Raw genomic sequence first — 15,200 nt, forward strand, 5'->3', positions numbered from 1 at the left:
ATGGTTGCGGTAAGAAGTGCACATTTGAATCCAGCGGGCGAGTTTGCTCTCGACGATTGGATCGCCAGCTTGGGTCTTCCCAACCCGCAGTCATGTGAGCGATTAGCCGAAACCTGGCGTTATTGTGAACAACATACACAAGGTCATCCCGATGCCTCGCTACTGCTGTGGCGCGGCCTTGAAATGGTTGAAATCCTTTCCACCCTGAGTATGGATAACGACAGTATGCGCGCGGCGCTGCTGTTCCCATTGGTTGATGCCAATGTGGTTAACGAAGAAACCCTGACCGAACAGTTTGGCAAAGGCATTACCTATCTGGTGCACGGCGTGCGGGATATGGATGCCATTCGCCAGCTAAAGGCCACCACTAATGATTCGATGAGTTCAGAGCAGGTGGATAATGTCCGCCGTATGTTACTGGCAATGGTGGAAGATTTCCGCTGTGTGGTCATTAAACTGGCGGAACGTATCGCTCATCTACGGGAAGTTAAAGACGCACCGGAAGATGAACGCGTGCTGGCGGCCAAGGAATGTTCCAATATCTATGCGCCTTTGGCTAACCGCTTGGGTATTGGCCAGATTAAATGGGAGCTGGAAGATTTCTGTTTCCGTTATCTGCATCCTGATGAATACAAACAGATCGCCAAGTTGCTTCACGAGCGCCGCATCGATCGCGAACAGTTTATCGACGATTTTGTCGCTTCTTTACGTCAGGCCATGGCCGATGAAGGAATCAAAGCGGATATTTATGGCCGCCCTAAACATATCTACAGTATCTGGCGCAAAATGCAGAAGAAGTCGCTGGCGTTCGATGAGCTGTTTGACGTTCGCGCGGTGCGGGTGGTGGTTGAGCGTTTGCAGGATTGCTATGCCGCATTAGGTATTGTGCATACTCATTTCCGTCATTTGCCAGATGAATTCGACGACTACGTAGCCAACCCTAAGCCTAATGGTTATCAGTCGATCCACACCGTGGTGCTTGGCCCGCGTGGAAAAACGCTGGAGATTCAGATTCGAACCCGCCAGATGCATGAAGATGCGGAACTGGGTGTCGCCGCTCACTGGAAATACAAAGAAGGGGCGGTTGCGGCAGGGCGCTCAGGCTACGAAGGGCGTATTGCCTGGCTGCGCAAACTGATCGCGTGGCAGGAAGAAATGGCCGATTCTGGCGAGATGTTGGATGAAGTTCGTAGCCAAGTGTTCGACGATCGGGTGTATGTGTTTACGCCAAAAGGCGATGTAATTGATTTGCCAGCCGGCTCTACGCCGCTGGATTTTGCCTATCATATCCACAGCGACGTGGGTCACCGTTGTATCGGAGCCAAGATCGGCGGGCGCATTGTGCCCTTTACCTATCAGCTGCAAATGGGCGATCAGATCGAAATTATCACCCAGAAGCAGCCGAATCCAAGCCGTGACTGGTTGAACCCGAACCTCGGTTATGTCACCACCAGCCGCGGTCGTTCCAAAATTCATAACTGGTTCCGGAAACAGGATCGCGATAAAAATATCCTGGCTGGCCGTCAGATGCTGGACGACGAACTGGAACATATGGATATCAGCCTGAAAGAGGCCGAAAAGCTGCTGGTTCCACGCTATAACATGAATTCGCTGGATGAAGTGTTAGCGGCCATTGGTGGCGGTGATATTCGTCTCAATCAGATGGTGAACTTCCTGCAAGGGAAGCTTAACAAACCTACGGCGGAAGAAGCCGATCTGGAGGCGTTACGCCATCTGACCAACAAAACCCAGCAGCCGTCCCGCAATAGCAGTAAAGACAGCGGTCGCATCGTGGTGGAAGGCGTCGGTAATCTGATGCATCACATCGCACGTTGCTGTCAGCCGATTCCGGGTGATGAAATCGTTGGTTTTATTACTCAAGGACGGGGGATTTCCATTCACCGCGCCGATTGTGAACAACTGCTGGATCTGCAATCTCACGCGCCGGAACGCATTGTTGATGCGGTGTGGGGAGAAAGCTATTCCAGCGGGTATTCGCTGGTGGTTCGGGTCACAGCCAACGATCGCAGCGGCTTATTACGGGACATCACCACGATTTTGGCTAACGAAAAAGTCAACGTATTGGGCGTCGCCAGCCGTAGTGATACCAAAAAGATGCTGGCTACCATCGATATGGATATTGAAATCTATAACTTACAGGTATTAGGTCGGGTGTTAGCTAAGCTCAATCAGTTGCCGGATGTGATCGATGCCCGCCGCTTGCACGGCAATTAAATTAACGAGGATATCCGCGAGTGGGCGATCTGGGCTAGGCTTTGCCCTTTTAGCTCTGACCAGTGTTCGACTTTTGAGCCGAGCGCTGGTTAACATCAATTCTACTGCGCACATTACATCTTGATTATCATAAATAAAAGTGAAAAAACCGCTATGACGCCTACTGAAACCGCCGCTGATTCCACCGCTTCGGCCTTACAACGTCTGTTGGATATCATGCGCGCGTTGCGTGACCCGGAAAACGGCTGCCCGTGGGACCGTAAGCAGACTTTCGATACCATCGCGCCTTACACGCTGGAAGAAACCTACGAGGTGCTTGACGCGATTCAGCGGCAGGATTATCCCGACCTGCGTGATGAACTGGGCGATTTGCTGTTCCAGGTGGTTTTTTATGCCCAAATGGGGCAAGAACAGGGGTTATTTGCCTTCGATGATATTTGCAACGCCATCAGCGACAAACTGGTGCGCCGCCATCCTCACGTTTTCCCTGTTTCGGGTCAATCGGCCGAGGTGATGGATAGCGCAGAAATTATTGCCGGTTGGGAGCAACGCAAAGCCGGGGAACGGGCTGATAAGGCGCTGTACTCGGCGTTGGATGATATTCCAGACGCTTTACCGGCGTTGATGAAGGCGCATAAAATCCAGAAACGCTGTGCCGCCGTTGGTTTTGATTGGGATACGCTTGGCCCGGTGCTGGACAAAGTATACGAAGAAATCGACGAAGTGATGTTTGAAGCGAAACAGGCGGTGGTGGACGAGGAGAAACTGGGAGAGGAAATCGGCGATTTGCTATTTGCGACGGTGAATCTGTCCCGCCATTTGGGCCATAAAGCCGAAAATGCTTTGCAGGCGGCAAACCGTAAATTCGAGCGACGCTTTCGTCAGGTAGAACAGATAGTTACCGCCTCTGGCCGCAAGATGGAAGATGCCTCTTTAGCCGAAATGGAAGCCGCATGGCAGCAGGTTAAAAAGCAAGAAACTGAAATCTAACGTGTTTTAATTCATTTGATGGATGGTTGTTGAATTTCAATTACGTTAATATATTGAATTATAACGGATAGGAAGACGGTGTTCAGCGCGCTTTTCATGAGTAAAACTCTGCGAGGCGTTGAGATCATTTGTAGCGAAACCAAGGTTCGAGTATACTACTTTCCCGTCTTGGTTCTTCCATCGTCTTTAAACCTAAACTCTCAGGTTCAGCATGACAACTAATTATATTTTTGTGACCGGCGGGGTCGTATCCTCTCTGGGTAAAGGCATTGCCGCAGCCTCCTTGGCGGCTATTCTTGAAGCCCGTGGCCTCAACGTTACCATCATGAAACTGGACCCGTATATCAACGTGGATCCGGGCACCATGAGCCCGACACAACACGGGGAAGTTTTCGTCACCGAAGATGGTGCTGAAACCGATCTGGATTTAGGGCACTACGAGCGCTTCATTCGCACCAAAATGACCCGCCGCAATAACTTCACCACTGGCCGCATTTACTCAGAAGTGCTGCGTAAAGAGCGTCGTGGCGATTATCTGGGTGCAACTATCCAGGTTATTCCTCATATTACCAACGCTATCAAAGAACGTATCATCGAAGGCGGCGAAGGCCACGACGTGGTATTGGTCGAAATTGGTGGCACCGTAGGTGATATTGAATCTCTGCCGTTCTTGGAAGCGATTCGTCAGATGGCGGTAGATGTTGGCCGCGAGCATACTTTGTATATGCACCTGACGCTGGTTCCTTACCTGGCTGCGGCTGGCGAAGTGAAAACTAAGCCAACACAACATTCGGTTAAAGAGCTGCTTTCCATCGGTATTCAGCCTGATGTGCTGATTTGTCGTTCCGATCGCGCAGTTCCTGCTAACGAACGGGCGAAAATCGCTCTGTTCTGTAACGTGCCAGAAAAAGCTGTTATCTCTCTTAAAGACGTTGATTCCATTTATAAAATCCCAGGCCTCTTGAAATCACAGGGCCTTGACGATTATATTTGTAAACGATTCAGCTTAACTTGTCCTGAAGCAAATCTTGCCGAGTGGGAACAGGTAATATATGAAGAGTCCAATCCGGGTGGCGAAGTGACCATCGGGATGATCGGCAAATACGTTGAGCTGCCGGATGCCTACAAATCCGTGATCGAAGCCTTGAAACACGGCGGGTTGAAAAACCGTCTGACCGTTAACATCAAGCTGATCGATTCACAGGACGTAGAAACCCGCGGCGAAGAAATGCTGAAAGGGCTGGATGCTATTCTAATCCCAGGTGGCTTCGGCTATCGCGGTGTAGAAGGCAAGGTGACTGCGGCGCGTTATGCCCGTGAACACAATATTCCTTACCTGGGCATTTGCCTGGGTATGCAAGTTGCACTGATGGAGTTTGCCCGTAATGTCGCGGGTATGCAGAACGCCAACTCCACGGAATTTGTGCCAGACTGTAAGTACCCGGTGGTTGCATTGATCACCGAATGGCGTGATGAAGACGGCAACGTTGAAGTACGTACGGAAGAAAGCGATTTGGGCGGTACCATGCGTGTGGGTGGGCAGCAATGCAACCTTACCGATGGTAGCCTGGTACGTCAGATGTATGGCGAACCCACCATCGTTGAACGCCATCGTCATCGCTATGAAGTAAACAACATGTTGTTGAAGCAGATTGAAGCTGCCGGTCTACGCGTAGCCGGGCGCTCTGCTGATAACAAGCTGGTGGAAATCATCGAGTTGCCTAACCATCCTTGGTTTGTCGCTTGTCAGTTCCATCCAGAATTTACTTCGACGCCACGTGATGGTCACCCGTTGTTCGCCGGCTTTGTGAAAGCGGCTGGTGAGTATCAGAAGCGCCAGGTGAAATAAAATATTTGGTAGGTGGGGCGGCTTGAATGTCGCCCCATCTGTCTGGAGTTTTAGTTTAACTTGTACTGAGGAAAATCTAATGTCCAAAATCGTTAAAGTCATCGGTCGCGAAATCATCGACTCCCGTGGTAACCCAACTGTAGAAGCTGAAGTCCATCTGGAAGGCGGTTTCGTTGGTTTGGCTGCTGCACCATCAGGTGCTTCTACCGGTTCCCGTGAAGCACTGGAACTGCGTGACGGTGACAAGTCCCGTTTCCTGGGCAAAGGCGTTCTGAAAGCTGTTGCCGCTGTTAATGGCCCGATTGCTCAGGCTGTTATCGGTAAAGATGCCAAAGACCAGGCTAACATCGATAAAATCATGATCGATCTGGACGGTACCGAAAACAAATCTAAATTCGGTGCAAACGCAATTCTGGCTGTTTCTCTGGCTGCTGCCAAAGCGGCTGCTGCGTCTAAAGGCATGCCTTTGTACGAGCACATCGCTGAACTGAACGGCACCCCAGGCCAATTCTCTATGCCACTGCCTATGATGAATATCATCAACGGCGGCGAGCACGCAGACAACAACGTTGATATTCAAGAGTTTATGATTCAGCCTGTTGGCGCTAAAACTCTGAAAGAAGCGGTTCGTATCGGTTCTGAAGTGTTCCACAACCTGGCTAAAGTTCTGAAAGCTAAAGGTCTGAACACTGCTGTTGGTGACGAAGGTGGCTACGCGCCAAACCTGGAATCCAACGCTGCTGCACTGGCTGCAATCAAAGAAGCCGTAGAACAAGCGGGTTACGTGCTGGGTAAAGACATTACTCTGGCTATGGACTGTGCAGCTTCTGAGTTCTACAACAAAGAAACCGGTATGTATGAGCTGAAAGGCGAAGGCAAAACCTTCACTTCTCAAGAGTTCACTCATTACCTGGAAGGTCTGGCTAAACAATATCCAATCGTTTCTATCGAAGACGGTCTGGACGAGTCTGACTGGGATGGTTTCAAATACCAGACCGAAGTGCTGGGCGACAAACTGCAACTGGTTGGTGATGACCTGTTCGTAACCAACACCAAGATCCTGAAAGAAGGTATCGAAAAAGGTGTTGCTAACTCTATCCTGATCAAATTCAACCAGATCGGTTCTCTGACCGAAACTCTGGCTGCAATCAAGATGGCGAAAGACGCAGGCTACACCGCGGTGATCTCTCACCGTTCTGGTGAAACCGAAGATGCAACCATCGCAGATCTGGCTGTTGGTACCGCTGCCGGTCAAATCAAAACGGGTTCTATGAGCCGTTCTGACCGCGTTGCTAAATACAACCAACTGATCCGTATCGAAGAAGCGCTGGGCGACCGCGCAGTATTCAACGGTCTGAAAGAAGTTAAAGGTCAGTAATTTCTGCCCTGATACTTACCAGAAAAAACCCGCTTCGGCGGGTTTTTTTATATCTAAAGTTAATGAAATAGAAACTATTATTTTTTATTTATATGGTTATACAGGGAATAAATGAGATCTATCGGTGATTAATTGAATTGAAACCTGTTATTCAATTCAAAATTAACATTTCAACAAGTCATATCAATTTATATCTTAATTAAGGTTGTTTTTTTATATAAAAACAAAATAAGCTGGTTCATAATCTGCTTTGAATACTACACTGAAGTATAAATATAGTAATAATATTATTACTATTTGGTTTGACTAGCCGGATCGCTAAATATTTAACTGCTGATTACGCTTTTTCTAAAAGCCATTATTACCTGTTTGAGGTTCTGTATCCATGAAATATAGAGTTGTTATCGTCGGTGGTGGTACCGGGGAGACAATCCTTGCGATTTTGTTGGCAGGTAAACTGCAAAGGGATATTGTTTCAAAGAAAGTCGAACTTATCTTACTGTCTGATTCTCTCATGCATTATTATAAACCTGCGTTTATGTATGTAGCATTTAATTTATTTCTTAAACAGGAATTAGAGAGACCACAAAAAATCCTATTGAGACCAGAAATAGTATTTATTATAGATAGGTCCGAAGGGTTTGATTTAAATAAATTATCTTTACCCGCAAAGGTGAAAAATACGGTTATGATTTTTTAGTTTTTGCGTCCGGCTGCGTACCTCGACTTGAATGAATAGAGGGGTTGGTAGAAAGTGGCGATCATTTTTATCCGTATGAAGCGTCCGGCCTGTTAGCTAAAAAGCTAGCCAAAATAGAAAAGGGCGAATTTTTATCATCGTCTCTTTCCCAGAGACATCTAACGTTCACCACCCGTGCGGAGTTGCTCCACTAGAAATGACGTTAATGCCAGATGACTATTTACGACAGCGGGGAGCGGGTAGTGCGATAGAAATTATTTATACCTATCCGAGGGTAGCGCAGCTATTGCGTAACTGTCTCTTTTTACAGCGTCCTAGCGGAGATATTTTACCTAACGTCTTTGCTGCCAGAGATATTAAATATCAGAGAGGCTTCACACTGAGCAAAGTCGATCCGAATAAAAAATTGCCTATTCCGCAGAAGGCGAGGCTCAACCCTTCGATATTTTGATGGCGACTCCACCTATTAGCGCTGTTGATGCGGTGCGAAATTCGGGGCTGAGTGAATGGGATAACAAAGGAGGCGGGTTGCCAACCGACCCACAAACGCTCCAGGTTTATGGGCAGCAGGGCGTTTATGTTATCGGTTGTACCGTTTCTCCCTATCCGTAAAGCGGGTGGTGCCTGCCATAACCAGGCTCCTATAGTTGCAGATAATAGTTGCAGATAATATTTTTTCCGAAATGATATTGGGTTATCCCGCGCGTGACTACGATAGGAAAGTACAGGCTATCGCCCAAATGGGGCTGAATGCCGGAATGCCGCTTTGTTATGGCTATCGGAATGATCTCTTGCCCAGGCTACCGACAAAGGTAGGCGTTTGCTACGCAGCGGCTTTAACCGCGGTCTTTATTGGGCAATGGTGCGTGGCTTAATATAAATATTAGGAGAAATACTCGCGCCAAAGCGCGAAACCTTGAGATATATGCTCTGTGAAGGCAAAGTTATCAATGATAAATTCGGGCTCTCATGAGGGTGGGTTTTTATAATGATGAGCTGATATAGCGATGAATTCTATAATAAAGGATTTTACAACAAAGAGTTTTTATAACAAAAAGTCGTTGGGTTCTAGCATATTGATTCCGTTTATCTCTCATGGTGATATTTTCTATGAACTCTTGCCTGCCAGTAAATGGCGTTGCTTAAGAGTTTGGCTAATCAGAATCAATAAGTATTTAATCACTATCAATCAATATTAAGGAAAAGAAAGATATGAAGCTAAGCACCTTCTTGTTACCCCTTATATTTTGCTCTGGCGCAGCTTTGGCAGCGGATTTGACCGTGACTATGAATGAATCATTACCGCAGGGAAATGGCCGGGCGCTTGGCAAGATAGTCGTAACGGAAACGCCCTATGGACTGCTATTTAGCCCTCAGTTAGCTGGATTGACACCGGGCATTCATGGTTTCCACCTGCATGAAAATGCCAGTTGCGCGTCCGCAGAAAAGGACGGAAAAATGGTACCCGCGTTAGCGGCGGGCGGGCATTTCGATCCGAAAAAAACTTCAGCGCATCTGGGGCCTTATAGTGATAAAGGACATTTGGGGGATTTGCCTGGATTGGTCGTTAACGCCGATGGTTCAGCCAACTATCAAGTCTTGGCTCCACGCCTAAAATCCTTATCGGAACTTAAACATCACGCCCTAATGATTCATGCCGGCGGCGATAACTATGCCGATCATCCTATGCCGTTGGGCGGTGGCGGAGCGAGAATGGCCTGCGGTGTGATTGAGTAACCCCCTGATACAAAGAAAGCTGGCCGCCAGCAGGCGGTCGGTTTGGTGACAGCGTCAGAATCTGCGATAATCCCCCATTACCCGCTTTCATATAGAGATACTGATGCTGTACCCGATTAATGAGATGTTCCAGACTTTGCAAGGTGAGGGCTTTTTCACCGGCGTACCGGCGATATTTGTCCGTTTACAAGGCTGCCCGGTAGGGTGCAGCTGGTGTGACACCAAACATACCTGGGAGAAAAACGTCGATCGGGAAGTCGATGTGCAGCGTATTTTGGTGAAAACCGAGGAAAGCGACGCTTGGGGCAACGCCAGCGAACAACAGTTATTAACCCTTCTTCGCCAACAAGGCTATACGGCGCGCCACGTGGTAATTACCGGCGGTGAACCTTGTATTTACGATTTATTGCCGCTAACCACTCTGCTAGAGCAGGAAGGCTTTAGCTGTCAGATCGAAACCAGTGGCACTTATGAAGTCCAATGCTCGGAAAAAACCTGGGTTACCGTTTCACCTAAAGTGAATATGCGCGGCGGGTTAAAAGTATTAGAACAGGCTTTAACTCGGGCAGATGAAGTGAAGCACCCGGTTGGGCGAATGAGAGATATTGAAGCGTTGGAGGCATTATTGGCTACGTTGCACGATAATAAACAACGAATTATCGCGCTACAGCCGATCAGTCAGAAAGAAGAGGCCACGCGACTTTGTATTGAAACCTGTATCGCCCGCAATTGGCGCTTATCTATGCAGACCCACAAATATTTAAATATTGCCTGATAGTGAGAGGCGCAGGGCTGAGGGATGCTCTCCAGCCCTGACCTAGCCAGATTAACCGCGGTAGACGCAGCCTGCGGAGCAGGTTTCTTTTACCATGACTGCGCTCAGCTCCGGTAATTGCGGTTTCAACTGCTGCCAAATCCAAGCCGCTAAAACTTCACTGGTTGGGTTCTCCAAACCGGGGATATCGTTTAGATAATGATGATCCAAACGCTCCCAAATAGGCTGAAAAGCTGCTTTCAGCTCGGCGAAATCCATAACCCAACCGCTATGAGCATCAACTTCCCCGGTCACTTCCAGGCGAACCATAAATGAATGGCCGTGCAAACGACCACATTTGTGGCCTTCTGCCACGTTAGGTAACCGGTGTGCGGCTTCAAACTGAAAATCTTTAAATAATGTGGTGCTCATCATCCTGGCCTTATTGACTCAAAAACCGCCGCATAGTACCGGAAACTGGGCGCGCAAGCTACGTTTGCCGGTCTTGGTGCGCCATCCGATTTACTATAATAACTATAATTTAGCAGCCTATGCTTTTGATTTAAAACCTTCCGCTTGGTCGATTATTGGATTTTCGGATCACAGAAATTTTTCCTAATAAGTTGAACACTTTGACTCGTATGTCATAGCGAAAAAACCGCTTAGTTGTTTTAGTTATTAATTATTTCTATCACTTCTTTAATTGTTATTATCCGGATGGTTAACCTTACAAACCTAAAGATTTATTTGCCGACAAGATATCGGACTGACACTGGCTAAAGCACAAGGGAATTCGTACCGCGATGACGACTCAGGCTCCTCCAACTTCATTACTCCCGCTTTCGCCGGAGCAACTGGCCCGCTTACAGGCGGCGGTCGGCGAGTTTTCGCCAACGCAAATGGCGTGGCTGTCCGGGTATTTTTGGGGCAGGGTCAATCAACAGCCGAACGTGCCTGCTCATGGGGTTGCAGAGCCGGAAACGCCGTGTATTACTCTGATTTCTGCGTCTCAAACCGGTAATGCGCGTCGTTTGGCCGAACAGTTGCGTGACGATCTGTTGGCAGCAAAACTAAAGGTTAATCTGGTTAATGCGGGCGACTACAAGTTTAAACAGATTGCTCAGGAGCGCCTGTTAGTCATTGTCGCCTCGACTCAAGGAGAAGGTGAGCCCGCGGAAGAAGCGGTAGCGCTGCACAAATTTCTGCTATCCAAAAAGGCGCCTAAACTGACGGAAACCGCGTTTGCGGTCTTTGGATTGGGCGATACCTCTTACGAGTATTTCTGCAAGGCGGGTAAGGATTTTGATACGTGTCTGGCCGAATTAGGCGCAGAACGTTTGTTGGAACGTGTGGATGCCGATGTGGAATATCAGGCGCAGGCTGAACAGTGGCGGCAGCAGGTGGTGACTGTTTTACAAGCTCGCGCTCCGGCACAATCTGCCAGCGCAGCGGCGCAGACGCTAAGCGGTGCTGTGGATGAAATGACCAGCAGCCCGTACAGCAAAACTACGCCACTTACCGCACAGTTGGCGATGAACCAGAAAATCACCGGGCGAGATTCGGAAAAAGACGTACGCCATATAGAAATAGATTTAGGTGAATCCGGTTTGCGCTACCAGCCGGGGGACGCACTGGGCGTGTGGTATGAAAACGATCCGGCGTTGGTGGACGAGTTAGTCGAGTTACTGTGGCTAAAAGGCGATGAGCCGGTCACGGTGGAGGGGCAAACTTTGCCACTGGCGCAGGCGCTGCGCTTGCACTTTGAACTGACGCAAAATACCACGGTGATTGTTGATAAATATGCCGCGCTTTCTCGCGATGAGAAACTGATTGCTCTGTTGGCGGATAAAAGCAAGTTACAGCATTACGCTCATAGCACGCCGATCGTCGATATGGTGCGTCAGGCACCGGCGGATCTGAACGCCGATCAGCTGATTGCTTTGTTACGTCCACTCACCCCACGTTTGTATTCCATAGCTTCATCTCAGGCGGAAAATGAAACCGAAGTGCATATCACCGTTGGAGTCGTGCGCTATGACATCGATGGTCGTCCACGCAGCGGCGGTGCGTCTGGCTTCCTGGCCGATCGCTTGGAAATCGATGGCGATATTCGGGTCTTTATCGAACATAACGATAATTTCCGTTTGCCCGCTAACCCAGAAACGCCAGTCATTATGATTGGGCCGGGCACCGGTATCGCGCCTTTCCGCGCATTTATGCAACAGCGCGATGCCGAAGGTGCCAGTGGGAAAAACTGGTTGTTCTTTGGCAATCCACACTTTACCGATGATTTTCTCTATCAGGTCGAGTGGCAGCGTTATGTCAAAGAAGGTTTGCTTACCCATATCGATCTGGCCTGGTCGCGGGATCAATCGGAAAAAATATACGTACAAGACAAACTGCGCGAAAAAGGTGCAGAACTGTGGCGCTGGATACAACAAGGTGCTCATATTTACGTCTGCGGCGATGCCAATCGCATGGCTAAAGACGTCGAGAAAACTTTACTGGACGTGGTGGCTGAGCACGGTGCGATGGATGCCGAGCAAGCTGACGAATTTTTAAGTGAGCTGCGCTTTGCGCGCCGTTATCAGCGAGATGTGTACTGATGAATGATAAACACCCTGGACCATTGGTTGTGACTGGTCAATTGTCTGACGGCGAGCGGATGAAATCCCAGAGCAATTACCTGCGTGGCACTATTGCCGAGGATTTACATAACGGTCTGACCGGTGGTTTTTCCGGCGATAACTTCCTGTTAATTCGTTTTCATGGAATGTATCAGCAGGATGATCGTGATATTCGCGCTGAGCGAGCGGAGCAAAAATTGGAACCTCGCCATGCCATGATGCTACGTTGCCGCCTGCCGGGGGGGATTATCACGCCACAGCAATGGCTGGGCATTGATAAATTCGCGACGGACAACACGCTGTACGGCAGCATTCGTATTACCAACCGTCAGACTTTTCAGTTTCACGGTATTCTGAAAGGAAACGTTAAACCGGCTCATCAGCTATTGAATCAGTTAGGTTTAGATGCATTGGCGACGGCCAACGATGTAAACCGCAACGTACTCTGTACCTCTAATCCGGTAGAGTCTGAACTGCATCAGGAGGCCTACGAGTGGGCGAAAAGGATTTCCGAGCATTTATTGCCACGTACTCGAGCCTACGCCGAGATTTGGCTGGATGCGGAGAAAGTGGCAACCACCGATGAAGAGCCGATTCTGGGTGCAACTTATTTGCCGAGAAAATTTAAAACCACGGTAGTTATTCCTCCGCAAAATGATGTTGATTTGCATGCTAACGATTTGAACTTCGTTGCGGTGGCGGATAAAGGTAAATTAATCGGTTTTAACGTGTTGGTTGGTGGCGGACTGTCCATTGCGCACGGTGATAAAAATACTTACCCACGTAAAGCCAGCGATTTTGGTTTTATCCCGTTGGCGCACACGCTGGCGGTAGCTGAAGCCGTGGTAACCACCCAGCGGGATTGGGGGAATCGTACCGATCGTAAAAATGCGAAAACCAGATATACGCTAGAGCGCGTCGGCGTGGATGTGTTTAAGGCAGAAGTGGAAAAACGCGCTGGAATTAGCTTTGCACCGACCAAACCCTATGAATTTACGGGTCGGGGCGATCGCATCGGCTGGGTGAAAGGCATTGATAAAAAGTGGCATTTGACGCTGTTTATTGAGAATGGTCGCCTGCTGGATTATCCAGATCGTAGCCTGAAAACCGGCGTGGCTGAGATCGCTAAAATTCATCAGGGAGATTTTCGCTTAACCGCTAATCAAAACCTGATTGTAGCGGGCGTACCGGAGAAAGAAAAAGATCGCATTGAGGCGCTGGCACGTCAGCATGGGCTGATGGATAGCAACGTTAGCCGCCAACGAGAAAACTCGATGGCCTGCGTTTCATTCCCTACCTGTCCGTTGGCGATGGCGGAAGCAGAACGTTTCATGCCGGAGTTTGTCACGAAAATTGAAGGCATTCTGCACAAACATCATTTATCTGATGAATATATTGTGATGCGCGTCACCGGCTGCCCAAATGGTTGCGGTCGCGCTCTACTGGCAGAAATCGGATTAGTGGGTAAAGCGGTAGGCCGCTATAACCTGCATTTGGGCGGCAATCGTGAAGGTACGCGTATTCCGCGCATGTATCGTGAAAACATTACCGCCGATGAGATTCTGGCAATTACCGATGAATTAGTTGGCCGTTGGGCCAAAGAGCGTGATACCAACGAAGGCTTCGGGGATTTTATTATTCGCGCTGGTGTAATAAAGCCGGTTATTGATTCAGCCCGTGACTTTTACGAATGGCAGGGGGCGGTGTGAGCCAGTTTAATCTCAATGAATTAAATGCCTTACCCAAGGCCGAGCAGGCAGCGGCACTCGCGCTGGTTAACGGTCAGTTGGAAGTGCTTTCCGCACAGGACCGCGTGAGTTGGGCATTGGAGAATTTACCGGGTGAATACGTTTTGTCATCCAGTTTTGGTATTCAAGCGGCGGTATGCCTGCATTTGGTGACGCGCCAGCGGCCAGATATTCCGGTTATTCTGACGGACACAGGCTACCTGTTTCCCGAAACCTATCGGTTTATTGACGAATTAGCCGAGAAACTGCAGCTCAATCTGCAGGTATTTCGTGCTGAACACAGCCCAGCGTGGCAGGAAGCGCGCTATGGCAAACTGTGGGAGCAGGGCGTAGAAGGTATTGAGCGTTACAATGAGTTGAATAAAGTGGAGCCGATGAATCGCGCGTTGGAAACGCTGGGAGCGCAAACCTGGTTTGCAGGCCTACGGCGCGAGCAGTCAGGCAGTCGGGCCAAATTACCGGTATTGGCCTTACAGCGTGGAGTATTCAAGCTACTGCCGATTATCGACTGGGATAATCGCCGTATTTATCAATATCTGACCGAGCATGGCCTGAATTACCACCCGTTATGGGAACAGGGCTATTTATCCGTTGGAGATACTCATACAACCCGTAAATGGGAACCCGGCATGAGTGAAGAAGAAACGCGCTTTTTCGGTTTGAAACGGGAATGCGGGCTTCACGAAAGCTAGAACCAGCTTTTTCCTCTGCAATCGCATTGGGAGCCTTGGTGCTCCCAATGTCTTGGTGGCTAACCAGTTAAATGCAATGGTTAGCAGCGTAGCCTATTAAAATATAACGTCATTTTTTCATTAACATTTTCGTCGACGTTCGTTACAGACGATTATTCACTCTGCTTATCTAATTAACCGCTGATTTTCTCTCTGGCTAACGCTGCCAGAAAGTGGCTGCGATTTTTATAGTTATGGCTGATTTAATAAATCTATCGATTGTCGTCAGCAAATTTTGCGGCATGGTCAAATTGAACTATACCGCTTTGCTTTCGTATTGTGTCGGCTCGATTTCGATGAAACCTAATACGTCGCCGCTCTAGGTTAAACGCGAATCTTTAATATAGCGCTGCGGATTTTTGGGGGGTGTAGGTAAGGGAAAGCCATCATCCATCAAGGCTTCAACTTGAATTGCAGAGGTTTTTTCCGCGTTGGCGGTTGTCATACCCCT

The 15,200-nt window shown here is 48.7% G+C and carries 10 protein-coding genes and 2 pseudogenes; 10 read left to right on the forward strand and 2 right to left on the reverse strand.

Annotation, left to right across the window (positions count from 1 at the left end):
* From relA to queE, 7 genes and pseudogenes are all read left to right on the forward strand, one after another.
* Positions 1 to 2,235: a GTP diphosphokinase gene (gene relA / locus DBA33_RS01025; RefSeq protein WP_049601266.1), complete on the forward strand. Its 2,235-nt coding sequence runs from the start codon at positions 1 to 3 to the stop codon at positions 2,233 to 2,235.
* Positions 2,236 to 2,388: 153 nt separating this feature from the next.
* Entirely contained in the window at positions 2,389 to 3,225 is an 837-nt protein-coding gene (mazG, locus tag DBA33_RS01030) for a nucleoside triphosphate pyrophosphohydrolase (protein ID WP_064516520.1), read from the forward strand.
* 211 nt (positions 3,226 to 3,436) lie between these two features.
* On the forward strand, positions 3,437 to 5,074 hold the full coding sequence (pyrG, locus tag DBA33_RS01035) for a CTP synthase (glutamine hydrolyzing) (RefSeq protein ID WP_064516522.1): 1,638 nt from the start codon (positions 3,437 to 3,439) through the stop codon (positions 5,072 to 5,074).
* 79 nt (positions 5,075 to 5,153) lie between these two features.
* A complete protein-coding gene (eno, locus tag DBA33_RS01040; RefSeq protein ID WP_064516524.1) occupies positions 5,154 to 6,452 on the forward strand; it encodes a phosphopyruvate hydratase in 1,299 nt (432 codons plus the stop codon).
* 385 nt (positions 6,453 to 6,837) lie between these two features.
* Positions 6,838 to 8,032 (forward strand): annotated as a pseudogene (locus tag DBA33_RS01045) (FAD/NAD(P)-binding oxidoreductase).
* A gap of 332 nt (positions 8,033 to 8,364) precedes the next feature.
* Complete coding sequence (sodC, locus tag DBA33_RS01050; protein WP_064516526.1) at positions 8,365 to 8,889, forward strand: superoxide dismutase family protein; 525 nt, start codon at positions 8,365 to 8,367, stop codon at positions 8,887 to 8,889.
* Between the two features lie 103 nt (positions 8,890 to 8,992).
* Positions 8,993 to 9,664 (forward strand): 7-carboxy-7-deazaguanine synthase QueE, encoded by a 672-nt coding sequence (gene queE / locus DBA33_RS01055; protein ID WP_064516528.1) that lies wholly within the window; start codon positions 8,993 to 8,995, stop codon positions 9,662 to 9,664.
* 51 nt (positions 9,665 to 9,715) lie between these two features.
* Here the strand turns inward: queE and queD are convergent, their stop codons facing one another.
* Complete coding sequence (queD, locus tag DBA33_RS01060; RefSeq protein WP_049601247.1) at positions 9,716 to 10,075, reverse strand: 6-carboxytetrahydropterin synthase QueD; 360 nt, start codon at positions 10,073 to 10,075, stop codon at positions 9,716 to 9,718.
* A gap of 371 nt (positions 10,076 to 10,446) precedes the next feature.
* Between queD and cysJ the strand changes: the two genes are divergently transcribed.
* From cysJ to DBA33_RS01080, 3 genes are read left to right on the forward strand one after another with little or no spacing between them, the layout of a single operon-like run.
* Positions 10,447 to 12,249: an NADPH-dependent assimilatory sulfite reductase flavoprotein subunit gene (gene cysJ / locus DBA33_RS01070; RefSeq protein ID WP_120805267.1), complete on the forward strand. Its 1,803-nt coding sequence runs from the start codon at positions 10,447 to 10,449 to the stop codon at positions 12,247 to 12,249.
* On the forward strand, positions 12,249 to 13,979 hold the full coding sequence (gene cysI / locus DBA33_RS01075) for an assimilatory sulfite reductase (NADPH) hemoprotein subunit (RefSeq protein ID WP_120805269.1): 1,731 nt from the start codon (positions 12,249 to 12,251) through the stop codon (positions 13,977 to 13,979). The genes cysJ and cysI overlap by 1 nt, the downstream gene beginning before the upstream one ends.
* The gene (locus tag DBA33_RS01080) at positions 13,976 to 14,710 is read left to right on the forward strand and encodes a phosphoadenylyl-sulfate reductase (protein WP_064516536.1); all 735 of its coding nucleotides are present in this window, start codon (positions 13,976 to 13,978) and stop codon (positions 14,708 to 14,710) included. Before cysI ends, DBA33_RS01080 begins: the two co-directional genes overlap by 4 nt.
* Positions 14,711 to 14,883: 173 nt before the next feature.
* Here DBA33_RS01080 and DBA33_RS20865 read toward each other — a convergent pair.
* A pseudogene (locus DBA33_RS20865) lies at positions 14,884 to 15,182 on the reverse strand (type II toxin-antitoxin system HicB family antitoxin); the annotation flags it as partial.
* Positions 15,183 to 15,200 lie beyond the last annotated feature (18 nt).

This window comes from Yersinia sp. IP36721 (genome assembly GCF_003634395.1).
GTDB lineage: Bacteria > Pseudomonadota > Gammaproteobacteria > Enterobacterales > Enterobacteriaceae > Yersinia > Yersinia entomophaga.

Bases quoted from the DNA above. Each gene is read 5' to 3' on its own strand.
- relA (WP_049601266.1), top strand. From the start codon at position 1: ATGGTTGCGGTAAGAAGTGCACATTTGAATCCAGCGGGCGAGTTTGCT.
- mazG (WP_064516520.1), top strand. From the start codon at position 2,389: ATGACGCCTACTGAAACCGCCGCTGATTCCACCGCTTCGGCCTTACAA.
- pyrG (WP_064516522.1), top strand. From the start codon at position 3,437: ATGACAACTAATTATATTTTTGTGACCGGCGGGGTCGTATCCTCTCTG.
- eno (WP_064516524.1), top strand. From the start codon at position 5,154: ATGTCCAAAATCGTTAAAGTCATCGGTCGCGAAATCATCGACTCCCGT.
- sodC (WP_064516526.1), top strand. From the start codon at position 8,365: ATGAAGCTAAGCACCTTCTTGTTACCCCTTATATTTTGCTCTGGCGCA.
- queE (WP_064516528.1), top strand. From the start codon at position 8,993: ATGCTGTACCCGATTAATGAGATGTTCCAGACTTTGCAAGGTGAGGGC.
- queD (WP_049601247.1), bottom strand. From the start codon at position 10,075: ATGAGCACCACATTATTTAAAGATTTTCAGTTTGAAGCCGCACACCGG.
- cysJ (WP_120805267.1), top strand. From the start codon at position 10,447: ATGACGACTCAGGCTCCTCCAACTTCATTACTCCCGCTTTCGCCGGAG.
- cysI (WP_120805269.1), top strand. From the start codon at position 12,249: ATGAATGATAAACACCCTGGACCATTGGTTGTGACTGGTCAATTGTCT.